Raw genomic sequence first — 22351 nt, 5'->3', positions numbered from 1 at the left:
CTGGCGACGCCGCCACCAGGCCCGATCCCAGGACAGCCACTACCAGCGACAAGCCACTCAGGCATGAAGATCGCGATCTACAACTGGAGTACTAGCGGAGAGCGAGCGGCGGCCCGGACGAGGGCGGATCGATCGGCGTCGAGGCTGGCAGTCGGGGCGAGCCTCTTTTCGGAGCGCGAGCGCAACATAGACCAAGATTTCCGGTTGGCCAAACCGGCGATCGTCGCGACCATTGAGCAGGTCCGCATTTGGCTGTACTTGGCGGTGGAGCCGTAGCGGACACAGAGGGCAGCGCTCCCCAAACCCACCGGGGAGGAAGAGAAGGGGCACCACCTGCTGCAGCCCTGATGCCCACGGCGCCCTTCGCTGAAGCGCAGCGGCTCCTCTGCTCCTGTGCAGTTTCCACACCCTCAAGGAGGGTGAGTTTCCTGTCCGAACCAATAAAAAAGCTTCCGCCGAACTCGAAGGGGAAGGTTCGATACCGGTTTGTTGTCGACGCAGGAATCGACCCCGAAACTGGGAAGCATAAGCAGTTGAGGCGCACCTTCGACTTGTTGAAGGAAGCTAGGGCTGAGTGCGCGAACATAACTAATCGGCGGCATGATGGGTCGCTTGTGCCGCCCAATAAGATCACCGTGAATGAGTGGCTCGACCGATGGATGGCCATGAAAGCGGAGGACCTCGAAGAAACCACCATCTACAACTACGGGATTACCCTGGACCGAGTTCGGGGGAGGCTCGGCAATATCCGTCTCCAGGACCTTACTGAAGAGCACGTGGAAGAGTGGAGGGACTGGGCGCTGGCGCATGGCCGCGTGCGTGGTAAAAGGGCCGGGACGCCACTGACGTTTTCTCAGCGTTGATCATTTCCAGATGCCGTTGAGAACGAGGGCGGCTCGGGCGATGTTGCCGATCCGGCTGGGGCTGAGCGTGACGTGCTGCAGGGTTCGCCACCGTTGCTCGAGCTCGGCTGCGGCGCGTTCACCGAGGGCGCAGACGCCTCTGATCAGGCTGTTGGGTGCGCGTGTCCGAGTCCAGGGTCTGTTCGGAGTGGCCCTTCGGGTGCCGGACCGGGACGAGGATGCCGATCCCCGCGCCGATGTAGCCCTTGTCGGCGAGGGTGGGCAGGCCGTCGGCGGCGGCCCTGTACAGCGCGGGCAATGTGTGGATGCGGGCGGCGGTGATGTCGGGTGTGGAGCCGGGCTCGACGTCGGAGACCCACAGCGGTGTGCCGTCCGGGGCGGACAGGAACTGCACGTTGCCGCCGAAGGCCTTGTGTTTCTGGCTGAACCACAGGTCGTTGCCGTTGTCGCGGACTCCAGCGATGCGGTCGGACTCGATCAGCGTGCCGTCGAGGATCACGTGAGTCATGCCCTCGCGGTGGCAGCGGTCCAGGACCTGGTGCAGGTCCGAGGCCTGGTCGGCGAGGACGTCGATGCCTTCGTGGAGATAGCGGTAGCCCGTGGCCTGGGAGACGCCGGCGTCTCGGGCCAGGCAGTGTACGCATCCGCGTTCGCGAAACCAGCGCAGGACCAGCACGGCCTGGCGGAACGGGCCGAGCGCGCGACTGCCGCGCGGAGTGCCGATGCGTCGTCGGTGTGCGGCCAGCAGACGGGACGGGTGCTCCACGACATGGCGCGGAACGTCGAGCGCGGCAGCATAGATGACCAAAGGTGGGGCCTCCGGCTCAGCGGACGATCTTGTGAGGGAGGCCTGTCCTACCAGGGGCTTCACGTCTGTTAGAGCCCGGGGCCCGCATACCCGATCCGCGCTCGATCGAGTGGCTCAAGCCTTCTCGGCGCGGATCGAGTAGGTGAGGGGGATGCGCGGAGCGCTCTCGGGATGCCGGTAGATGTCGCCGTCGTGGCGCTCAAGCGACTGGCGTTGGAGGTAGAAGGTGTAGTCGTGCTCGTGAAGAAACTGGATCCGTAGCCCAGCTCCGGCGATCGCCGAGACAACGGTCGACAGACTGTGCCGCCACTCGACGGTCTCGTTGTCCTCGGTCGTTGCCGCCTCATCGGCGTACGTACCGGGGCCTCCCGAGGCTTCCGGACCTTCATCGAAGTAGTCGTGTGTGACCGTGCTTCCGGTCTCGTCGTCGAGGACGAAGCTGAAGGGATGGAACTCCGCAAGGTACAGGTACCCAGAGGGAGCGAGCAGTTCAGCGACCACCGACGCCCAGCGGCTGATGTCGGGAAGCCAGTTCAGCGCCCCGAAGCTGACGTAGACAATGTCGAAGGTCTCCCCCTCGACTGCCGAGACCGCGTCGTAGACGTCCGCGGTCAGGAAGCGTCCGTCGATGCCGAGTTCGGTTGCGAGTTGTGAAGCCGCCTTGATCGCAGGTGGAGAGAAGTCCAGCCCGGTGACCTGGGCTCCTCGTACCGCCCACGACAGCGTGTCCCGGCCGAAGTGGCACTGCAGATGGATCAGGCGCTTACCCCTGACATCCCCCACCTCGGCCGTCTCGAAGTCCTTCAGCGAATCGGGCCGGGCGCGGAACCCCTCCATGTCGTAGAACGCCGCGCCCAGATGAATGGGCACCCGCTCGTCCCAGTACGCCTTGTTCAACTCCCGCCAGCGCCCTGCCAGATCACCCATGAATCCGGACGTTACACGGAGGCGGACTGGCCTACTACGCTGTCGGATTCGCCAACCAACCAGTGGCCACGAGCAGCTCGAACGGCTCTCGAAATCCAACCCCGGATGCGCGTGCGGGGAGAGCTCCGCCAACGCACGGTTGATCTTCCGCGCCCGCTGGGCGGCACGTGCGCGCGCTCGGCGAGCGACTGCCGTCGAGCTCAAGCAGCGATGACGCAGCCGCCGCACGTCACGCTCAGCCCCAACCGCATCGGCGGCCTCACCCGCGTCGCCGCGTTCTCAACGGAATCTGAAAGTGATCACCACTGAGAAAACCTCACTCAGTGTCACGAGTGTGGATATGAGCCTCGCTCGGCTGAAGGAAGCGCTAGGGAGAGCCGTTACCCGGCGATTGGTGTACGTCAACGTCGCTGCGTACGTGACCATTCCCCGGAGAGCGCGCAAGGAAGAGCGGAAGACTGAAGAGGAGGTGCCGCCCTGGAACGTCCAGGAGGTTCAGAAATTCGTAAATGGAATTAGGGGTGACCGTCTCTATGCTGCGCTTCTTCTTTCGCTGATGGGGCTTCGTCCAGCTGAAGTCTGCGGCCTCCGGTGGGAAGACGTTGACTTGGAGAGCGCCACGATCGTCATTGCCAACACGCGCACAATGATGGGCAACCGGTACGTGGTGGAGAAGGACACCAAGTCTCTTGCGGGTGAGCGGGATCTGCCGCTGCCGGCGCTGGTGCTGGGAGCCCTCAAGGCATTCCGGGCTCTCCAAGCCGAGGAGAGGCTCGCTCTGGGGGAGGCGTACACGGTGTCGGGCTACGTGCTGGCGCACGAGGCGGGCGACGCCTTCACGATCAAGCAACTTCGCCGACGCGCGTACCGGCTTATGGAGCTTCTCGGGCTCCGTCGCGTCAGGCTCTACGACGCGCGCTCGTCGTGCTTCACCTTCCTGGCCAACAACGGTGTCCCGGACCACATCCTCGCGCGATGGGCCGGACATACGAATGTGAAGACCACCAAGAAGTGGTACGTGAAGCCGGACGTGGAGGATCTTCGCGGAGCCGCCACCACTTGGGATGGCCTGCACGGGGGTGCGGCGGAGGGGCAAGAGTGAGCCATGCGGTCTACTGGCCGAGCGACGTGCCGAGCCGTATGGCCAGGAAGATTGAGGTGGATGCGGAGTCCGGCTGCTGGTTGTGGACCGGCAGCTGTAATCGGGCGTCCGGCTACGGCCAAGTCTCCTACCAGGGGAAGACAGATCTTGTTCACCGTGTGGCGTTCAAGCTGCTGGTGGGCGAGATTCGGGAAGGTTTCCAGGTGCGCCATACCGATCCTCGTCGGTGCCGCCACACTCGATGCTGCAACCGGAACCGCTTGGAGGCCGTGATCAAAGAGGAAAGCGTTGCTCGTAGCGACTGAAGGAGGGCACGCGCCCGGAGGGCCCACTGCCGACACGGCCACGAGTACATGCCGGAGAACGTATACCTGGGCTCTCGTCGGCAGGTCCGGCACTGCCGGAGCGGGGCAAGGCCCGCTAGGTCCACCCCGGCGATGTGACATCTCGTGACAGATGAAAGGGTCAGGCGGGTGAGTGAGACACCGATGAACACCCTGCAATACCGCTTTGACGGGCCAGAAGACGCCCCGGTCCTGATCCTCGGTCCCTCACTGGGTACCACATGGCACATGTGGGACCGGCAGATCCCGGAGCTCTCGAAGAACTGGCGGATCTTCCGGTTCGACCTGCCGGGCCACGGCGGAGCCCCCGCGTACCCCGCGGGTTCGGTCGCCGAGATCGCCGGGCGGCTGCTCGCCACCCTCGACGGGCTCGGCGTGCCCCGCTTCGGCTACGCGGGCTGCGCGTTCAGCGGCGCCATCGGGATCGAGCTGGCCCTGCGGCACCCGGAGCGGATCGCCTCGCTCGCGGTGATCGCCGCCTCACCCCGCTTCGGTACGCCCGACGAGTTCCGCCAGCGCGGCGTCATCGTGCGTACGAACGGGCTCGACCCGATCGCCCGCACCTCGCCCGAGCGGTGGTTCACGGGCGGGTTCGCCGCCGCCCAGCCCGCGATCACCGAGTGGGCCGTGCAGATGGTGCGCACCACCGACCCCGGCTGCTACATCGCCGCCTGCGAGGCGCTTGCCGCGTTCGACGTACGCGCGGAGCTGGGCCATATCGGCGTGCCGACCCTCGTCCTGGTCGGCTCGGACGACCAGGTCACCGGGCCCGCCGAGGCCCGCACGCTGGTCGCCGGCATACCGGACGCGCGGCTCGCGGTCGTACCCGGCGCCTCGCACCTGGTGCCCGTGGAACAGCCCGCCGCGGTCATGGACCTGCTGGTACGGCACTTCTCCACCGCCTGGCAGCCGGCCTACGACTCGACCACCGGGCAGATGGCGATCCAGGCGGCCCCGGTCAAGCCGGCCCTCGCGACGCCCCCGCCGGTCGCCCCGGTCGCCGAGATCTCCCCGCCCGTCGCGCAGCCCGAGGTCCTGGGCAGGCCCGACCCCTACGACGCCGGGATCAAGGTCCGCCGCGAGGTCCTCGGCGACGCGCATGTGGACCGGGCGCTGGCCTCGGCGGACGAGTTCTCCGGGGACTTCCAGGATTTCATCACCCGGTACGCGTGGGGCGAGATCTGGGACCGGCCCGGGCTCGACCGGCGTTCGCGCAGCTGCGTCACGCTCACCGCGCTGGTCGCGGGCGGTCACCTCGACGAGCTCGCCTTCCACACCCGCGCCGCCCTCCGCAACGGCCTCACCCCGGTCGAGATCAAGGAAGTGCTCCTCCAGGCGGCCGTCTACTGCGGCGTGCCGGCCGCGAACAGCGCGTTCAAGGTGGCGCAGCAGGTCATCCGCGAGGAGACGACCCCCACGGAGTGATCATCCTGGCAGTGGAAGCACCACGCTGAGCGGGCCACCGCCGCCCCGGCAGGGGCAGGATGGACCTCATGAAGTTCACGAAGAAGTCGCACGCCTGCGTCCGTCTCGAGAAGGACGGGCGCACGCTCGTCATCGACCCCGGTGGTTTCAGCGAGGAGGACGCCGCCGTGGGCGCGGAGGCCATCCTGGTCACGCACGAGCACGCGGACCACTTCAACGAGGAGCGGTTGCGGGCGGGCCTGGAGTCCAACCCGGCGGCCCGGATCTGGACCCTGAAGTCGGTCGCGGAGAAGATCTCCACCGCCTTTCCGGGCCGTGTACACACCGTCGGCCACGGCGACACGTTCACCGCCGCGGGCTTCGACGTCCAGGTGCACGGCGAACTGCACGCCGTGATCCACCCGGACATCCCGCGCATCACCAACGTCGGCTACCTCATCGACGGCGGCCGCGTCTTCCACCCGGGCGACGCACTCACCGTCCCCGATCAGCCGGTCGAGACGCTGATGCTTCCGGTCATGGCCCCGTGGAACAAGATCGCCGAGGTCATCGAGTACGTCCGCGAGGTCAAGCCGCAGCGCGCGTACGACATCCACGACGCCCTCCTCACGGACCTCGCCCGCCCGATCTACGACAACCAGATCGGCGCCCTGGGCGGCTCGGAGCACCTGCGCCTCGCGCCGGGGGCGTCGGCGGAGGTCTGAGCGCCGGCGGCGGGGGCGGACACCGGTGCGGGCCGCGGAGGCCCGTTGTCGTACCCGCCGGGTAGGTTGTGAAGCATGCGCATCGCGACCTGGAACGTGAACTCGATCACCGCCCGTCTCCCGAGGCTTCTCGCCTGGCTGGAGAGCAGCGGCACGGACGTGTTGTGCCTCCAGGAGGCCAAGGTCGCCGCCGAGCAGTTCCCCGTGGACGAGCTGCGCGAGCTGGGCTACGAGACGGCGGTGCATGCGACGGGGCGGTGGAACGGCGTGGCGGTGATCTCCCGGGTAGGCCTGGAGGACGTGGTCAAGGGCCTGCCCGGCGACCCCGGTTTCGACGGTGTCCAAGAGCCCCGCGCCCTCTCCGCGACCTGCGGCCCGGTCCGCGTCTGGTCGGTGTATGTGCCGAACGGGCGCGAGGTGAACCACCCCCACTACGCGTACAAGATCCAGTGGTTCGAGGCACTCAAGGCGGCGATCGCGGGCGACGCGGCGGGCAGCCGGCCCTTCGCCGTGATGGGTGACTACAACGTGGCGCCCACGGACGACGACGTCTGGGACATCGCCCTCTTCGAAGGCGCCACGCACGTCACCCCGGCCGAGCGCGCCGCCCTCGCCGCCCTCCGCGAGGCGGGCCTCTCGGACGTGGTCCCGCGCCCCCTCAAGTACGACCACCCGTTCACCTACTGGGACTACCGCCAGCTCGGCTTCCCCAAGAACCGCGGGATGCGCATCGACCTGGTGTACGGCAACCAGGCGTTCTCGAAGGCGGTCAAGGACGCGTACGTCGATCGCGAGGAGCGCAAGGGCAAGGGGGCGTCGGACCACGCGCCGGTCGTGGTGGACCTCGACGTCTGAGTGCCCCTCGGAGCATGACCTTCGGGGGTACCCGGGGCGCGCCTGTGGTGCGACCTGGAGTGCGAATGTCACGCTGGGTCTATGAACATCTCTTTCCTGGGCAACTGGCGCAAGAAGCACGGTCTCGCCTTCGGCGTCGCGGTGTTCTCCGACGGTGACCACGACCCCGAGGGCGTCGCCGAACTCCTCTCCGAGTGCGAGCTGCTGCGCGCGCAGGCGCACCAGGCGGGGATCGAACTCGACGACTCCGCCGCCTCGTTGGAGGCGCTCGACCAGCTGCTGCCGCGCTGGCGCGACGACGAGGAGAGCCTTCCGTGGCTCGGCAACGACGTCGGCCTCTATCTCGGCTCGGTCATCGTGCGCACGATCCCCGGTGCGCTCTGGGAGATCTGGCCCAACGGTCATCCCGTGGTGCGTCTGACCTCCGGCCGGGAGATCGATGTGGTCGCCTCCGGCCACACCTGGGCGTCCAGCGGGGCTCCCGAACTCTCCCAGCTGTTCGCGGAGGTGTCGGAGGGGGAACCCGACGCCCACCTGCCCCGCCGTAAACCATAAGCTCCCTAAATACGGCTAATGCCCGAAAAGTGCGTGTCGGGTATTAAAGGCGCTCTCTGTCTGGATAGTTTGCGGCGACTGCGACACAGCTGAGAGTGGGTAGGGCCGGGCATGGCTGTCGATCCGTTGATCGAGCTGCATGACGTGAACAAGCACTTCGGGGAGCTGCATGTCCTTCAGGGCATCAATCTCACCGTCGGCAAGGGGGAGGTGGTCGTGGTCATCGGCCCGTCGGGGTCGGGGAAGTCGACACTGTGCAGAGCGATCAACCGGCTGGAGGCCATCGAGTCGGGGGTGATCAAGCTCGACGGACAGCCACTGCCGGAGGAGGGCAAAGCCCTCGCCAAGCTCCGCGCCGACGTCGGGATGGTCTTCCAGTCGTTCAACCTCTTCGCGCACAAGACGGTCCTGCAGAACGTGTCGCTGGCCCCGATCAAGGTCCGCGGCCGCAAGAAGGAGGAGGCCGACAAGCGCTCCCTCGAACTTCTGGACAGAGTGGGTCTCGCCTCGCAGGCCCCGAAGTACCCGGCACAGCTCTCCGGCGGCCAGCAGCAGCGCGTGGCCATCGCCCGCGCCCTCGCCATGGAGCCCAAGGCGTTGCTGTTCGACGAGCCGACCTCGGCACTCGACCCCGAGATGATCAACGAGGTCCTGGAGGTCATGCAGCAGCTCGCGCGTGACGGCATGACCATGGTCGTCGTCACCCATGAGATGGGCTTCGCACGTTCCGCCGCCAACCGCGTCGTCTTCATGTGCGACGGCCGCGTCGTCGAGGACCGCAGTCCCGAGGAGTTCTTCACCAACCCGCGCAGCGATCGCGCCAAGGACTTCCTCTCCAAGATCCTCAAGCACTGAGCGGGGGAGCGCACCGCATGAGCCGTACGACACGTGTGCGCCGCGCCCTCGCGGCCCTGATCGTCACCTTCGTCGTCATCGTCACAGCCGCCGCCTGCGGCAAGGAAGGCAGCCCGCCCACCAAGGGGCCCGCCGCCGAAAAACTCCCCCACTACGAAGTGGCACAAGGCTTTGAGCTCCCGGCCTCGCCCACCTGGAAGCGCGCCAAGAAGCGCGGCTACCTCACCATCGGCGTCAAGGAGGACCAGCCGTACCTCGGCGAGAGGGACCCGGCGACCGGCAGCTACTCCGGCTTCGACATCGAGATCGCCAGGATGATGTCGGCCTCGCTCGGCTTCGACCCGAAGACCATCCGCTTCAAGACGATCGCCTCGGCCAACCGCGAAACCGCCCTGCAGAACGGTCAGATCGATTTCTACGTCGGCACCTACACCATCAACGACCTGCGCAAGAAGCTCGTCGGCTTCGCGGGCCCCTACTACATGGCCGGTCAGTCGCTGCTTGTGCGCGCGGACGAGAAGGACATCCAAGGGCCGCAGGACCTCGCAGGCAAGCGCGTCTGCTCGGCGGCCGGTTCGACCCCGTACCAGCGCATCAAGGAGGACTTTCCGCAGGCGACGCTGGTCGCGTACGACACGTACTCGGTCTGCGTCGACAACCTGCTCACCTACCAGGTCGACGCCGTCACCACCGACGACGCGATCCTGATCGGGTACGCGGCGAAGCTGCCCGACGAGCTCAAGGTCGTCGGCAAGCCGTTCTCCGAGGAGCCGTACGGCATCGGCGTCCCGCGCGGCGACAACGCGCTGCGGTTCGCACTCGACGACGCGTTGGAGGCCCGCGAGAAGAACGGTGACTGGAAGAAGGCGTACGAGGCGACGCTCGGGCTCTCCGGAGTACCCGCGCCCCAGCCGCCCGCCATCGACCGCTACCCGGCGAGCTGAGCGAGGCCGACGTGAACGTACTGACAGACAACTTCTCCACCTTCGCCGAAGGCTTCCTCGGCACGGTCGAACTCACCGTCTACGCCTCGGCGTTGGCCCTCGCACTCGGCTTCGTGATGGCGTCGTTCCGGGTCGCGCCGGTCGCCTCGCTGCGGGCCTTCGGCACGGCATGGGTGACCGTGCTGCGCAACACCCCGCTCACGCTGCTGTTCTTCGCGGTGCTGCTCGGCCTGCCGCGCTTCGGACTCGTGCTGCCCTTCCAGGTGTTCGCGGTGCTGGCGCTCGGCTGCTACACCTCGGCGTTCATCTGCGAGGCACTGCGCTCGGGCATCAACACCGTGCCCAAGGGGCAGGGCGAGGCGGCCCGCAGCCTCGGTATGACGTTCAGCCAGACCCTGTCGCTGGTCGTCCTGCCGCAGGCCTTCCGCTCGGTGATCCCGCCGGTCGGATCCACCCTCATCGCACTCGCCAAGAACTCGGCGATCGCCGGGGCGTTCAGCGTCAACGAACTGCTCGGCACCTACAAGACGCTCAGCGAACTGGGCTACAACATCGTCTGGACCTTCTTCTGGATCGCCGTCGGGTACCTGATCATCACCCTCACCATCAGCGCGATCTTCAATGTCCTGGAAAAGCGCTGGGGAGTCGCCCGATGACCGCCACCGCCCCCGAAACCACCGCCCTCTACGACATCCCCGGACCCAGGACCCGCCAACGCCACCGGATGTACGCGGTCGTGTCCAGCGTCCTGATCCTCGCCCTGATCGGCTGGGTCCTGTATCTCCTGTTCGACACCGACCAGTTCACGTACACGAAGTGGATGCCCTTCGAGTACAAGGGCATCCAGGAACTGCTGCTGCGGGGCCTCGGCAACACGCTCAAGGCCTTCGCGATGGCCGCGGTGCTCTCGCTGGCGCTGGGCGGGATCCTCGCGACGGGACGGCTGTCGGACCACCGCCCGGTGCGCTGGCTGTCCACGCTCGTCGTCGAGTTCTTCCGTGCCATGCCCGTACTGGTGATGATCTTCTTCATCTTCGTGGCGCTCAAGGTGCAGCCGCTGCCCGCGCTGGTCGCGGGGCTCACGCTCTACAACGGCTCGGTGCTCGCCGAGGTCTTCCGCTCGGGCGTCAACTCCGTCGAACGCGGCCAGCGGGAGGCCGCGTTCTCGCTCGGTATGCGCAAGACCCAGGTCATGTCGTACGTCCTCGTACCGCAGGGTGTGCGGGCCATGCTGCCCGCCATCATCAGCCAGCTCGTGGTGGCCCTGAAGGACACCTCGCTCGGCTATCTGATCACCTACGAGGAGTTCCTCCACGCCGGGAAACTGATCGCGTCGAACCTCGACTACGATTTGCCGTTCATCCCCGTGGTGATGGTGATCTCGCCGATCTACATCGGGATGTGCATGCTGCTCTCCTGGTTCGCCCAGTGGGTGTCCCGGTGGGAGCAGCGCAGTCCCAAGACCGAGGCCGTGGACGTGGCACCGGCCGACCCAGGGACGCTGCTGCCGGGTGGGGCTCCCCCCACAGCCCCGAGACTGTAGGGGGAGCGGCAGCTCACAGGGCCAGACCCGGCCGGCGGCAGCCGGAGATCACTGCTCGCGCAGGGGAATCGACACGTAGGACGGGTCGTTCGCCGGTGAGGAGAAGGTCAGCTGCGCGCCGGACGGGTTGTGCTCGATGTAGAGCGGGTCGACCGTGTCGACGACCACGGCGAGCCGGTGCCCTGCCGGAACGTCGTAGGCCGTGGAGTACAGCTCCAGGTCGACGCCGAACGGCTTGCCGGGCGTCTGTCCGTGGAAGGTGTACGGCGCGTTGCTGACCAGCTTGCCGAGGCCGAGCGGGCCCACGTCGTAGAGGTAGGCGACCAGGGTGCCGCTCTCCTTGGTGGCGGTGACCGTGGTGTGCAACTTGGCGGTGCCGCGCACCTGTTGTGCACGGGTGTACTTCTGCGACTGCCAGACGGCGGCCCAGTAGCGGGGCAGCAGCGGGATCGAGGCCACGGGGGGCAGTTGTACGAGCTGGTCGAGGAGGCTGGAAAGGAAGATGATCCCGCCGTCGGCGCCCGAGTCGACGTTCGTGTGGATCGTGGTGGTGCCCGCGAGGGCGATCTTCTTCGTGGTCGCGCCGACCGACTTCCAGTCCGGATAGCCCTCGTATCCGCCCGTGGAGCGGGACTTGAGCTGGACCGGCTGCTCGCGGTCGATACCGTTGTCCATGCCCTTGAGGTAGTGGTCGAACCAGCGGCCGGTGTCGGTCCAGACGTCGTTGGGGAGCCCGAGCAGGCCGGTCGCCTCGGCGGTGGCGTGGTCGCCTGGGCGGAACTCCAGCCGTTTGGGGCCGGTCAACTCCTCGTAGAACTTGGCGTACTGGTTCGGCGGGAAGATCGTGTCGCCCCAGGCGTTGGCCATGAAGACGGCCGCGCCGTTGTCGTTGATCTGGTCGACATAGGTCTCGGGGGAACGTTTCTTCCCCCAGGCGATCATCTCCGGCTCCTTCGCCAGGTTCGAGGAGAAGAAGTCGTCGAGCGTCTGCTGGAGTTCGACGCTGGGCCGGCCGGTGAGATAGCCGGCGCCGCCGAGCAGGGCGGCGGCCTGGGAATGCTGGGTGCGCCCGGAGTAGATCGACTCGATGAGGTCGGCCCAGCCGCTGAGCGCGGCGACCGCCTTGATCCGCTGGTCGTGCGCGGCGGCGAGCAGACTGATGCCGGCACCGTACGAGACTCCCGCCATGCCGACCTTGCGCGCGTCGGCCGGGGTGTTCGCCAGTGCCCAGTCGATCACCTTGGACGCGTCGGCTATGTCGGGTGGGCCCGCGACTTCTATCTCTCCGCCGGACTGCCAGAAGCCGCGGACGTTGTAAGTGACCACCACATAGCCGGAGTCGGCGAGTTTCTGGGCTTGTGCGAGGTACTCGACCTGGGGCGTGCCCCAGCTCGTCGGCAGCACCAGGAGCGGATAGGTGGCGGTGCTGTCGGCGTTCGCGGGGGTGACGACGTTGGCCTTGAGGACCGTGCCGCCGTCTCCGGAGATGTCGACGAATCGGATACCGGCGGACGCGGCCTGCGCGGTGGGGGCGAATCCGAGGGCACTGCCGGCGATCAGGGTCGCCGAGACGGCCCCCACGGCGGTCGTACGCAGGGCATGGCGATGGTGGCCCACGGGTCACTCCTCACACGTGTCAATGGGAAGTGACCAGACGGTAACCTCGCCGACTTACCGGAGGTAACCCGCTGGTAAGTTACGTGCGAGTAACGATTGTTGAATGTTCTTGAAACCTAGGAGGCGCGATGGGAATTGCGCGCAGGCACGGTCGTCGGCAGCGGGGTCTGGGCGGTCCGGGTCACGTCCGCCACGAGTTCGACGACATCGGCACCGTACGCCTGGGAGTTCACCACCTTCAGGAGCAGTACGAAGGAGCCGGTGCCGTTCTTGCGCGCCAGGCGCTCGTGGTTGCGGGCGAGGTAGCGGGTTGCCGCCTGGTTGGTGATCGCGCGCTGGCCGCAGAAGAGGAAGACGGGTCTCGTGCCGCGGTCCTGGCCCGCGACGAGCCGGGCGAGGATCACGTACTCGCCCTTGCCCGACTCCACTCGATAGCGCTCGCTGCCGATCTGGAAGGCGCCGCGGTCGGGGCCCGGTTCGGCGTCGATGTTCACGCGGATGCCCGGCAGCAGGGAGTGCAGATGCGCGGCCATACGGCGGTTCGACGCCGGCCCGCCCACGCAGAACTCCGTCCGTTCGCCGAATCCCTGCTGTGCCGCGTCGTGCGCGACGACCTGGGCGTGTGCGCCGCAGTCCTTGATCAGTGCGGAGAGTTCCAGCAGTGCGAACACGTCGTAGCGCATCACCGTGAGCTCCGGGCCGCCCGCCTCGCGGTTCACCACCAGCAGCGACTCGGAGTTGTCGGGCAGCCCGAAGAACGCCTGCTTGCGGCGGAGTTTGCGCTTCCACAGATACGTACGGGCGAGCCAGCCGAGCGTGGCGCTGAGGCCGGCCGCGACCACGCCGAGGAGGATGTTGCGCACGTCGTCATTCATGTGCGCGCATGCTAGCGGGAGTACGGACCGGTGTTCGAGGGAGCCTGACGGGAGGCCGGTGGTGAAGTTACGCTGCGCAGAGGGCTGTTGACTGGAGGTACGGATGCGTCGTGCTGTTGCGCGGAATCTAACGGTCTTAGCGGTTTCGGCCACAGTGGTGTCGATCGGCGCGGCGGCGCCACCCGCCTCCGACGCCACCCCGGCGAAGGTGCCCGTCGCGGTCGGGTACGGCGGCGCCGTGGCGAGCGTCGACGCGGACGCCTCCGCTGCGGGGATCGAGGTCCTGAAGAAGGGCGGCAACGCGGTGGACGCCGCCGTCGCCACGGCCGCGGCCCTCGGCGTCACCGAGCCCTACTCGTCCGGGATCGGCGGTGGCGGGTACTTCGTCTACTACGACGCCACATCCCGTACGGTGCATACGATCGACGGCCGTGAGACGGCGCCGCTGACCGCCGACTCGGGGTTGTTCCTGGAGGACGGCAAGCCGCTCGCCTTCGCGGACGCCGTCACCAGCGGACTGGGCGTCGGCACCCCGGGCACGCCCGCCACCTGGCGGACAGCGCTCGACAGTTGGGGCAGCAAGCGGCTCTCGACCGTACTGAAGCCCGCCGAGCGGCTCGCCCGCGACGGCTTCACGGTCGACGCGACCTTCCGCACCCAGACCGAGTCCAACCAGGCCCGCTTCAAGAACTTCCCGGACACCGCCGAGCTGTTCCTGCCCGGCGGCTCGCTCCCGGTGGTCGGCTCGACCTTCACCAACCCCGATCTGGCCCGCACCTATGAGGAGTTGGGCAAGAAGGGCGTCGGTGCCCTTTACCACGGGAAGCTGGCCAAGGACATCGTGGCCACCGTGAACAGGCCGCCGGTGGACCCGGGTTCGGGCTACAACGCCAGACCCGGCAGGCTGTCCTTGACGGACCTCGCGGCGTACGAGGCGAAGCGGCAGGCACCGACGAAGACGGCCTACCGCGACCTGAAGGTCTACTCGATGGCGCCCTCCTCGTCCGGCGGCACGACGGTCGGCGAGGCGCTCAACATCCTTGAGAGCACCGACCTTTCGAAGGCGAGCGAGGCGCAGTACCTGCACCGCTACATCGAGGCGAGCCGGATCGCGTTCGCGGACCGGGGGCGCTGGCTGGGCGACCCCGCCTTCGAGGACGTACCGACGAAGGAACTCCTCTCGCAGCGGTACGCCGATTCGCGCGCGTGCCTGATCAAGGACGACGCGGTGCTGACGAGCCCGCTCGCGCCGGGAGACCCGCGCGATCCGGCGGCCTGCTCCACCGCCGGGACGGCCGCCCCGACGACGTACGAGGGCGAGAACACCACGCACCTCACGGTGGCCGACAAGTGGGGCAACGTCGTCGCCTACACGCTCACCATCGAGCAGACCGGCGGCAGCGGCATCACGGTTCCCGGCCGCGGCTTCCTCCTCAACAACGAGCTGACGGACTTCTCCTTCGCGCCCGCCAACCCGGCCGTGCACGACCCGAACCTGCCGGGCCCCGGCAAGCGGCCGCGCTCGTCGATCTCGCCGACGATCGTCCTGGACCGGCACAACCAGCCGGTCGTGGCGCTCGGTTCGCCGGGCGGCGCGAGCATCATCACGACCGTCCTGCAGACCCTGACGCAGTTCGTGGACCGCGGGCTCCCTCTGGTCGACGCGATCGCCGCGCCGCGCGCCAGCCAGCGCAACGCGGCTCAGACGGAGCTCGAACCCGGCCTGTACGACAGCGCGCTCAAAACCCGACTGGAGGCCATCGGCCACTCCTTCAGGCTGAACCCCGAGATCGGCGCGGCAACGGGCGTCCAGCGCCTGTCCAACGGCCAGTGGCTGGCCGCGGCGGAGAAGGTACGGCGCGGGGGCGGGTCGGCGATGGTGGTACGGCCGACGTCGTAGACGTCATGTTCCGCGCCCCGAAAGGGGCGCGGGGCTGTGACATGTGCGGCTCCGCGGTGTGGGCACGACAAGCCCCACGCACGTCCCGCACCCGACAACGCACCGACCCTTCTTCGGCGAGCAGCGGAGCGCTAGCGCGCCGTCAGCACACGCGGCCCGGCGTCCGTGATGGCCACCGTGTGTTCGGCGTGGGCCGCGCGGGAGCCGTCGTTCGTGCGGAGGGTCCAGCCGTCGGGGGCCGCGTGGTAGCCGTCGGTGCCGCCGCCGATGAGCATGGGCTCGATGGCGAGGACCATGCCGTGGCGCAGGGGCATTCCGCGGCCGGGACGGCCCTCGTTCGGGACGCCCGGGTCCTCGTGCATACGGCGGCCGATGCCGTGGCCGCCGAAGCCGTCCGGGATGCCGTACCCCGCCGCGCGGCACACCGTGCCGATGGCGTGCGCGATGTCCCCGATGCGGTTGCCGACGACGGCCGCCTCGATACCCGCCGCGAGGGCGCGCTCGGCGGTCTCGACGAGTCGGGTGTCCCCGGCGCGGGGCTCGCCCACGATGAAGCTGATCGCCGAGTCGCCGACCCAGCCGCCGAGTTCGGCGCCGAAGTCGATGGAGACCAGGTCACCGTCGCGCAGCCGGTAGCCGTCCGGGATGCCGTGCACGATCGCGTTGTTCACCGAGGCGCAGATGACCGCGGGGAACGGGGTGGGCGCGAAGGAGGGGCAGTAGCCGAGAAAGGGGGAGCCGGCTCCCGCGTCGCGCAGCACCTGGTGCGCGACCTCGTCCAACTCCAGCAGGGAGACGCCGACATCGGCCGCCTTCCGCACCGCCGTGAGGGCCCTGCCCACGACCTGTCCCGCCTCGTACATCGCGTCGATCGACGTGTCCGTCTTCAGTTCCACCATGCCAATTACTATACCGGTATTAGAATGGTGCCATGGTACGTACCCCCCTGACCCCCGAAGAACGTGAACGCGGCGAGCGCCTCGGGCAGTTGCTGCGTGAGGCCCGCGGCGGCCGCAGCATGGTGGAGGTCGCGGCGACCGCCGGTATCTCCGCCGAGACCCTGCGCAAAATCGAGACCGGACGGGCCCCGACTCCCGCCTTCTTCACGGTGGCGGCGCTGGCGGGAGCGCTCGGGCTGTCCATGGATGATCTTGCTCACAGCCTCGCTCACAGCACTCTGCGCCCCGTCGGAAAACTTCCCGTAGCGGTTCCGTAACACGGAGGGTGTTTTCTACCGGGTCGGAACACTTCAGTCTGGCGGGGAGTTGTGTGATGGCTGTGGAACAACTCCCGGTTCAGGTGGGGGAGTTCGCGAGATACCTGAGCGGGCTGATGAAACGGCTCGGTCAGGACGGCGGCTGGTGCGCAGTGTTCTGGCAGCGTGACCCCGACGGCATGCGAGCCTGGCTGGAGGGCTGGGAAGTGCCCCCGTGGGATGTCGTGGAGGCGCTCCTCCAGGACCTCGCCGCGGAGTACGGCGCCCAGGCCGCCGCCCAGGAGGTCCAGCGGGCCCGCTCCCTGCACGGCGCCTCGCTCGCCGCGTACGACGCCCGGCCCGGCGGCCGAGATGCCCTCGGTGACCGCCTCGATGTCACGCTCCGCGAACAGCGCTACGCCGCGGAGCGCGTGGCGGAGCTGGGCCGGCAGCTCCACTCGGCCGGCCCCCAGAGGGAGGCCGAGTCCCTCCGGATCGACCTCGCCTGGGCCCACGACGACCACGAACGGGCCGTGGCCCGCTGCGCCGAGCTGCGCCTCCGCACGGAGAACCTGGACCGAAGCGCCCTGCGCACCCATGCGTCGGGCGCGCTCGAAATTTCGGGGCGCGCGGGCGGAGACGTGCTTCGGGTGGGAGGCGCGGAAGAGGCGGGAGGCTTAGCGCGAGGGGCCCGGCAGGGGCCGGAGGAGCGTGCGGCCGAGGCGGGGCCCGGCAGTCCGGAGGCGGCGGCCCGCCGACACCCGATCGTTCCGGAGCAGACGGGACCACGGTCGCGGTTCGCGGCCCTGGATCACTCCGTGACGTCCGGCGCCGGATCGTACGACCCGGCGCTGCACCGTCCTGACGCCTACGACTCCTACGAGCAGCCCGGTACCGGTCCGCGCCCCGGCTCCTACGCGCCTGCCCGACCGGGTCAGGGAAGCGACCCCTACGCGGTCCCCGCCGAGCGGCCCGAGCGGCCCGACGGCCCCCAGCCCGCCACGGCCCCCACCGCACGCCCCGACCCCGCTCCCGGCCCCGCCCCCAAGCAGCGCTCCAAGCGCCGCGCCCGGGGCAGCGCCCGCTTCGCCGGAATGATGGAGGAGGAGGCGGAGACGGCTCCCGTGGCCGTCCCGGAGACGGCCGCGCCGCCCCTGCCCGCCCCGGCCGCGACGAGCGGCCGTAAGCAGCCCCGTGGCGCCCGTTTCGCGGGTGCCGCCGAGGAGCCGGCGCAGCCGCGCACGCAGCCGTTGGACGAGGACGCGCGGCGGGCCACCACCGAGACCGTTCAGACGCTGATCAGGCTGCGCCGCGAGGGGCGCAGCGGCGAGGCGCACGCCGTGCTCGTGGAGGCCGCGTACTGGCCCGCGCCCCGCTTCCCGCTGCTCGCCGCCGAACTGCACCGCGCGGGCCTCGACGCAGACTGGGCCACCCTGCTGTGGGAGGCGGCGGCCTCGCTCCCCGCCGACCGGCTGGTCGGCGCCGCGGACGCACTCGTCGCGGCCGGTCGCGTGGACGACGGCCGGCAGATGCTGCGCCAGGGCGTCGCCCGGCCCGCGCCCGAGATCGGGACCGCCGTGCTCGGCCTCGCCGACGAGGGCCGCCGGCGCGATCTCCAGGCGCTGCTCGACGCGTACGTACGCGTCCGCACCCCCGAAGAGGCGGCCCGCAGCGTGGAGGCGGACCCGGGACGTCTCGTCCCCCTCCTCCTCGCGGCTGCCCGGGGTGTCTCGGAGCAGTGCCACTGGGACCTGGTGCACGCCCTGCGGGTGGCGGGGTTCACCGCCTGAGTCACCCGAACGGGCGTTCGCGCGATCGACCGCTCACCCACAGGGGTGCGAAACGTGATCGACTCAGCGGGTTAACGGCGATGGTCTTGGCAAGGCTGTCCGGGGGGCTTACTTTCAAGCCTCTACAGCCTTTGTCTACGGGCGTAGAGGCTCTCTGACGTCCCGTCGAAGGAGCAGCTCATGGCCAACGTCGTACGCGCCGCTCTGGTCCAGGCCACCTGGACCGGCGACACCGCATCCATGGTCGCCAAGCACGAGGAGCACGCCCGCGAGGCGGCCCGGCAGGGTGCCCAGGTGATCGGCTTCCAGGAAGTCTTCAACGCCCCCTACTTCTGCCAGGTCCAGGAGCCCGAGCACTACCGCTGGGCCGAGCCCGTGCCCGACGGGCCCACCGTCACCCGGATGCGGGAGCTCGCCCGCGAGACCGGCATGGTCATCGTCGTGCCCGTCTTCGAGGTGGAGCAGTCCGGCTTCTACTTCAACACCGCGGCCGTGATCGACGCCGACGGAACCTACCTCGGCAAGTATCGCAAGCACCACATTCCGCAGGTGAAGGGCTTCTGGGAGAAGTACTACTTCAAACCGGGCAACGTCGGCTGGCCGGTCTTCGACACCGCGGTGGGGAAGATCGGCGTCTACATCTGCTACGACCGCCACTTCCCGGAAGGCTGGCGGCAGCTCGGTCTGAACGGCGCCCAGCTCGTCTACAACCCCTCCGCCACCTCCCGCGGCCTCTCCGCCTACCTCTGGCAGCTGGAGCAGCCCGCGGCGGCCGTCGCCAACGAGTACTTCATCGCCGCGATCAACCGGGTGGGGCAGGAGGAGTACGGCGAGAACGACTTCTACGGGACGTCGTACTTCGTCGACCCGCGCGGCCAGTTCGTCGGCGAGACCGCGAGCGACAAGGCCGAGGAACTCGTGGTCCGCGATCTCGACTTCGACCTGATCGAGGAAGTCCGTCAGCAGTGGGCGTTCTACCGCGACCGCCGTCCCGACGCGTACGAAGGGCTGGTGCAGCCGTGACCGACCTGTACGCGCGGCACAAGGCGGTGCTGCCCGACTGGCTCGCCCTGTACTACGAGGACCCGATCGAGATCACCCACGGCGAGGGACGCCACGTCTGGGACGCGGACGGCAACAAGTACCTCGACTTCTTCGGCGGCATCCTCACCACGATGACCGCGCACGCGCTGCCCGAGGTGACGAAGGCCATCAGCGAGCAGGCCGGGCGGATCATCCACTCCTCCACGCTCTACCTCAACCGGCCGATGGTCGAACTCGCCGAGCGGATCGCCCAGTTGTCCGGCATCCCGGACGCCCGCGTCTTCTTCACCACCTCCGGCACCGAGGCCAACGACACGGCCCTGCTGCTCGCCACCGCGTACCGGCAGAGCAACCAGATCCTGGCGATGCGCAACAGCTACCACGGCCGCTCGTTCAGCGCGGTCGGCATCACCGGCAACAAGGGCTGGTCGCCCACCTCGCTCTCACCTCTCCAGACGCTGTACGTGCACGGCGGCGTCCGCACCCGCGGCCCGTTTGCCGATCTGAGCGACGCCGAGTTCATCGCGGCCTGCGTCGAGGACCTGAAGGACCTGCTCGGCCACATCCGCCCGCCCGCGGCCCTGATCGCCGAACCCATCCAGGGCGTCGGCGGCTTCACCACGCCGCCCGACGGCCTCTACGCGGCCCTCCGCGAGGTCCTGGACCAGCACGGCATCCTGTGGATCGCCGACGAGGTGCAGACCGGCTGGGGCCGCACCGGCGAGCACTTCTGGGGCTGGCAGGCGCACGCCGCCGCGGGCCCGCCCGACATGCTCACCTTCGCCAAGGGCATCGGCAACGGCATGTCCATCGGCGGCGTCGTCGCGCGCGCCGAGATCATGAACTGCCTCGACTCCAACTCCATCTCGACCTTCGGCGGCTCGCCGGTCACGATGGCGGCGGGCCTGGCGAATCTCACGTACCTCCTCGAACACGACCTCCAGGGCAACGCCCGGCGCGTCGGCGGTCTGCTCCTCGAGCGGCTGCGGGCGATCACCGCGCAGCTGGACGGCGTACGGGAGGTGCGCGGGCGCGGGTTGATGATCGGCGTCGAGCTGGTCGAGCCGGGCACGGACAAGGCCAGTCCCGCCGCCGCGGCCGCCGCCCTCGAAGCGGCCCGCGAAGAAGGCCTGTTGATCGGCAAGGGCGGCGCTCACAACACCAGCGTGCTGCGCATCGCGCCCCCGCTGACCCTCACCGTCGCGGAGGCGGAAGAGGGCGCGGCGATCCTGGAGCGCGCACTGAGGTCCACCCAGTAGCAGAACGTGACCAGGGCGAGTGAGCCGAAGGGGCGCGCCGGTGTCGAGGGGCCGAACGCGCGGAGGCCCGAAGGGGCGAGCACGATCGGCCCCTCGACACCGGCTGGAGCGCCCCGGAGGCGAACCGAGCCTCCAAAAAAGGAGGAAGGTAGTGACCACCGCCCTGTCGGTACGCCAGGTCCTCACCCTGGACCGGGTGCTCGCCGGAGAGCCCGAGGTGGTGGCGGGCGCCGGCCATCTCGACCGGCCCGTGCGCTGGGTGCATGTCGCCGAGGCCGCCGACGTGGGCGTGATGCTCACCGGAGGCGAAATGGTGCTCACCACCGGGGTGTTGCTGGCCGGTGACCCGGACGCGCAGGCCGAGTACATCCGTTCGCTGCACCGCGCGGAGGCCGCGGCCGTCGTCCTCGGCCGTGCCTTCCCGACACCGCCGGACGTGATGCGCCGCGCGGCCGAGCGGTGCGGGCTGCCGATGGTGGTGCTCCATCGGCCCTTTCCCTTCGCTGAGTTGACCGAGGAGGTCCAATCCCGGCTGGTGCGGCGGAAGTTCGCGGCCGTGAGCCTCTCCGAGGCCGTGCGGACGGCGCTCACCGGGCTCATCACCTCTGGTGCCCCGCTGCAGCGGATGCTCGACGAGATCGCCGGGCACGCCGCCTGTCCCGTCGTCGTCACCAACCTCGCCCACCGGGTCCTGGCCACGGCGGGGGAGCGGTCCGCCGTGGACGACGTGCTGCGCGACTGGGAGCGCATAGCGCGACAGGCGGGCGGCAGCGAGGGCGACGGGTGGATCCGGGCCGAACTGGGCGGACGCGGCGAGCGCTGGGGGCGCATCGTGCTGTGCGGCTATCGCGGTGACGCGGCCACCGGACGGCTGCTCGCCGACCGTGCCGCCGAGGCCCTGGTCCTGCACCGGATGCTCGGCGGCTCCGCCCCCAGCTGGGAGGAGCAGTCCGCGCAGAGCCTGCTGACCGACCTGGTGAGCGGTGTCGTACCGGCCCGGCAGCTGCTCCCGCGGGCGCGGGCGGCCGGGCTGCCCGTCAACCGGCGGTCCTTCGTACCGCTGGTGGTGCGGGACGGCAATCCGGCCCAACTCGACCGTGTGCTTCGCCTGTTGGGGCTTCCCGGGCTGGTCGCGGACCTGGCGGACGACGCCACCGCCGTGCTGCTCAGCCTCGCCCGGGACCAGGACGCTCAGGCGCTGGCCGAACACTTCGCCGCCCGGCTGCGGCACGAGACCGGCGCCCGTACGACCGTGGCGGCCGCCGCAGCGCGCACCGCGTGGGACGACGTCCCCGGCGGTCTGCGCGAGGCCCTGCACGTCGCCGAGGCCGCTGCCGACGCACCGGCCGACCCGGACAGTCGGCCGGCGCTCGTGCGGCTGCGTGACGTCCATCTGCGGGGGCTGGTGCGGCTGCTCAGGGACGATCCGCACGTCCAGTCCTTCGCCGAGCGGGAGTTGGACGGGCTGCTGTGCGGGGCCGACGCCGAGTCGGAGCTGCTGCCCGTGCTGCGGACGTATCTCGCGACCGGCCGCAACAAGTCCCGCACCGCGCAGCTGCACCACGTCAGCAGGCCCGCGCTGTACCGGCGTCTGGAGGCGATACAGGCACGCCTCGGCGTCGATCTCGACGACTTCGAGCAGGCAGCCTCCATGCACATCGCGCTCCTCGCGCACGACGCGCAACAGAGATGAAACATGCAACGACGTGGGAAAACGGTGAGGAAACATGAGTCGACGCCGGCGTG

General features: G+C 69.0%; 21 protein-coding genes and 1 pseudogene. 17 read left to right on the top strand and 5 right to left on the bottom strand.

All coding sequences use genetic code 11. The annotated features are described in order from the left end of the window. Positions 1 to 419: 419 nt before the first annotated feature. Positions 420 to 863 carry an Arm DNA-binding domain-containing protein gene (locus tag AB0D57_RS20710; RefSeq protein ID WP_362074559.1) on the top strand — a complete coding sequence of 148 codons (444 nt, stop codon included), beginning with the start codon at positions 420 to 422 and terminating at the stop codon, positions 861 to 863. Here AB0D57_RS20710 and AB0D57_RS20705 read toward each other — a convergent pair. Together AB0D57_RS20705 and AB0D57_RS20700 are read right to left on the bottom strand one after the other, a co-directional pair. Next, positions 864 to 1671, bottom strand: a pseudogene (locus AB0D57_RS20705) (transposase family protein). Between the two features lie 114 nt (positions 1672 to 1785). Next, entirely contained in the window at positions 1786 to 2598 is an 813-nt protein-coding gene (locus AB0D57_RS20700) for a class I SAM-dependent methyltransferase (protein WP_362074556.1), read from the bottom strand. Positions 2599 to 2893: 295 nt separating this feature from the next. Here AB0D57_RS20700 and AB0D57_RS20695 point away from each other — a divergent pair, with 295 nt between their 5' ends. The 10 genes from AB0D57_RS20695 (at position 2894) to AB0D57_RS20650 (ending at position 10925) form a co-directional block, all read left to right on the top strand. Beyond that, entirely contained in the window at positions 2894 to 3700 is an 807-nt protein-coding gene (locus AB0D57_RS20695; protein WP_362074553.1) for a site-specific integrase, read from the top strand. Then, complete coding sequence (locus AB0D57_RS20690; protein WP_362074550.1) at positions 3697 to 4005, top strand: hypothetical protein; 309 nt, start codon at positions 3697 to 3699, stop codon at positions 4003 to 4005. Before AB0D57_RS20695 ends, AB0D57_RS20690 begins: the two co-directional genes overlap by 4 nt. Before the next feature lie 168 nt (positions 4006 to 4173). Continuing rightward, on the top strand, positions 4174 to 5469 hold the full coding sequence (gene pcaC / locus AB0D57_RS20685) for a 4-carboxymuconolactone decarboxylase (RefSeq protein WP_362074547.1): 1296 nt from the start codon (positions 4174 to 4176) through the stop codon (positions 5467 to 5469). Between the two features lie 68 nt (positions 5470 to 5537). Next, positions 5538 to 6173, top strand: coding sequence for an MBL fold metallo-hydrolase (locus tag AB0D57_RS20680; protein WP_362074544.1), 636 nt, complete (start codon positions 5538 to 5540; stop codon positions 6171 to 6173). Positions 6174 to 6248: 75 nt separating this feature from the next. After that, entirely contained in the window at positions 6249 to 7028 is a 780-nt protein-coding gene (locus AB0D57_RS20675; RefSeq protein ID WP_362074541.1) for an exodeoxyribonuclease III, read from the top strand. Between the two features lie 81 nt (positions 7029 to 7109). Beyond that, a complete protein-coding gene (locus AB0D57_RS20670) occupies positions 7110 to 7583 on the top strand; it encodes a DUF6278 family protein (protein WP_362074538.1) in 474 nt (157 codons plus the stop codon). A gap of 111 nt (positions 7584 to 7694) precedes the next feature. Then, positions 7695 to 8438 carry an amino acid ABC transporter ATP-binding protein gene (locus AB0D57_RS20665; protein ID WP_362074535.1) on the top strand — a complete coding sequence of 248 codons (744 nt, stop codon included), beginning with the start codon at positions 7695 to 7697 and terminating at the stop codon, positions 8436 to 8438. A gap of 17 nt (positions 8439 to 8455) precedes the next feature. Next, positions 8456 to 9382 (top strand): glutamate ABC transporter substrate-binding protein, encoded by a 927-nt coding sequence (locus AB0D57_RS20660; RefSeq protein ID WP_362074532.1) that lies wholly within the window; start codon positions 8456 to 8458, stop codon positions 9380 to 9382. Positions 9383 to 9393: 11 nt separating this feature from the next. Continuing rightward, the gene (locus AB0D57_RS20655; RefSeq protein ID WP_362074530.1) at positions 9394 to 10038 is read left to right on the top strand and encodes an amino acid ABC transporter permease; all 645 of its coding nucleotides are present in this window, start codon (positions 9394 to 9396) and stop codon (positions 10036 to 10038) included. Then, complete coding sequence (locus tag AB0D57_RS20650) at positions 10035 to 10925, top strand: amino acid ABC transporter permease (protein ID WP_362074528.1); 891 nt, start codon at positions 10035 to 10037, stop codon at positions 10923 to 10925. The genes AB0D57_RS20655 and AB0D57_RS20650 overlap by 4 nt, the downstream gene beginning before the upstream one ends. Before the next feature lie 48 nt (positions 10926 to 10973). Here AB0D57_RS20650 and AB0D57_RS20645 read toward each other — a convergent pair whose 3' ends face one another. After that, positions 10974 to 12542, bottom strand: coding sequence for an alpha/beta fold hydrolase (locus AB0D57_RS20645; protein WP_362074525.1), 1569 nt, complete (start codon positions 12540 to 12542; stop codon positions 10974 to 10976). Positions 12543 to 12658: 116 nt separating this feature from the next. Continuing rightward, on the bottom strand, positions 12659 to 13417 hold the full coding sequence (locus AB0D57_RS20640; RefSeq protein WP_362074523.1) for a hypothetical protein: 759 nt from the start codon (positions 13415 to 13417) through the stop codon (positions 12659 to 12661). 103 nt (positions 13418 to 13520) lie between these two features. Here AB0D57_RS20640 and ggt point away from each other — a divergent pair, with 103 nt between their 5' ends. Next, entirely contained in the window at positions 13521 to 15317 is a 1797-nt protein-coding gene (gene ggt, locus AB0D57_RS20635) for a gamma-glutamyltransferase (protein ID WP_362074520.1), read from the top strand. A 131-nt stretch (positions 15318 to 15448) separates the two neighbouring features. Here ggt and map read toward each other — a convergent pair whose 3' ends face one another. Continuing rightward, complete coding sequence (map, locus tag AB0D57_RS20630) at positions 15449 to 16216, bottom strand: type I methionyl aminopeptidase (protein WP_362074517.1); 768 nt, start codon at positions 16214 to 16216, stop codon at positions 15449 to 15451. A gap of 32 nt (positions 16217 to 16248) precedes the next feature. Here map and AB0D57_RS20625 point away from each other — a divergent pair, with 32 nt between their 5' ends. The 5 genes from AB0D57_RS20625 to AB0D57_RS20605 all read left to right on the top strand — a co-directional run bounded on the left by AB0D57_RS20625 (position 16249) and on the right by AB0D57_RS20605 (position 22298). Beyond that, positions 16249 to 16533, top strand: coding sequence for a helix-turn-helix transcriptional regulator (locus AB0D57_RS20625; RefSeq protein ID WP_362074514.1), 285 nt, complete (start codon positions 16249 to 16251; stop codon positions 16531 to 16533). Between the two features lie 56 nt (positions 16534 to 16589). Continuing rightward, positions 16590 to 18302, top strand: a complete 1713-nt coding sequence (locus AB0D57_RS20620) for a hypothetical protein (RefSeq protein WP_362074511.1) — start codon at positions 16590 to 16592, stop codon at positions 18300 to 18302. A gap of 180 nt (positions 18303 to 18482) precedes the next feature. Continuing rightward, positions 18483 to 19325, top strand: a complete 843-nt coding sequence (locus tag AB0D57_RS20615; protein WP_362074508.1) for a nitrilase-related carbon-nitrogen hydrolase — start codon at positions 18483 to 18485, stop codon at positions 19323 to 19325. Then, positions 19322 to 20605, top strand: a complete 1284-nt coding sequence (locus tag AB0D57_RS20610; protein WP_362074505.1) for an aspartate aminotransferase family protein — start codon at positions 19322 to 19324, stop codon at positions 20603 to 20605. Before AB0D57_RS20615 ends, AB0D57_RS20610 begins: the two co-directional genes overlap by 4 nt. Before the next feature lie 151 nt (positions 20606 to 20756). Further along, a complete protein-coding gene (locus AB0D57_RS20605) occupies positions 20757 to 22298 on the top strand; it encodes a PucR family transcriptional regulator (protein ID WP_362074502.1) in 1542 nt (513 codons plus the stop codon). Positions 22299 to 22351 lie beyond the last annotated feature (53 nt).

This window comes from Streptomyces sp. NPDC048275 (assembly GCF_040652275.1).
Taxonomy (GTDB): domain Bacteria; phylum Actinomycetota; class Actinomycetes; order Streptomycetales; family Streptomycetaceae; genus Streptomyces.
This window is presented reverse-complemented; position numbering and strand designations above follow the sequence as displayed.

Coding starts and splice junctions, on each gene's coding strand:
- AB0D57_RS20615 (WP_362074508.1), top strand. CDS start 18,483: ATGGCCAACGTCGTACGCGCCGCTCTGGTCCAGGCCACCTGGACCGGC.
- AB0D57_RS20665 (WP_362074535.1), top strand. CDS start 7,695: ATGGCTGTCGATCCGTTGATCGAGCTGCATGACGTGAACAAGCACTTC.
- AB0D57_RS20670 (WP_362074538.1), top strand. CDS start 7,110: ATGAACATCTCTTTCCTGGGCAACTGGCGCAAGAAGCACGGTCTCGCC.
- AB0D57_RS20660 (WP_362074532.1), top strand. CDS start 8,456: ATGAGCCGTACGACACGTGTGCGCCGCGCCCTCGCGGCCCTGATCGTC.
- AB0D57_RS20675 (WP_362074541.1), top strand. CDS start 6,249: ATGCGCATCGCGACCTGGAACGTGAACTCGATCACCGCCCGTCTCCCG.
- map (WP_362074517.1), bottom strand. CDS start 16,216: ATGGTGGAACTGAAGACGGACACGTCGATCGACGCGATGTACGAGGCG.
- AB0D57_RS20700 (WP_362074556.1), bottom strand. CDS start 2,598: ATGGGTGATCTGGCAGGGCGCTGGCGGGAGTTGAACAAGGCGTACTGG.
- AB0D57_RS20650 (WP_362074528.1), top strand. CDS start 10,035: ATGACCGCCACCGCCCCCGAAACCACCGCCCTCTACGACATCCCCGGA.
- AB0D57_RS20625 (WP_362074514.1), top strand. CDS start 16,249: ATGGTACGTACCCCCCTGACCCCCGAAGAACGTGAACGCGGCGAGCGC.
- ggt (WP_362074520.1), top strand. CDS start 13,521: ATGCGTCGTGCTGTTGCGCGGAATCTAACGGTCTTAGCGGTTTCGGCC.
- AB0D57_RS20620 (WP_362074511.1), top strand. CDS start 16,590: ATGGCTGTGGAACAACTCCCGGTTCAGGTGGGGGAGTTCGCGAGATAC.
- AB0D57_RS20640 (WP_362074523.1), bottom strand. CDS start 13,417: ATGAATGACGACGTGCGCAACATCCTCCTCGGCGTGGTCGCGGCCGGC.
- AB0D57_RS20680 (WP_362074544.1), top strand. CDS start 5,538: ATGAAGTTCACGAAGAAGTCGCACGCCTGCGTCCGTCTCGAGAAGGAC.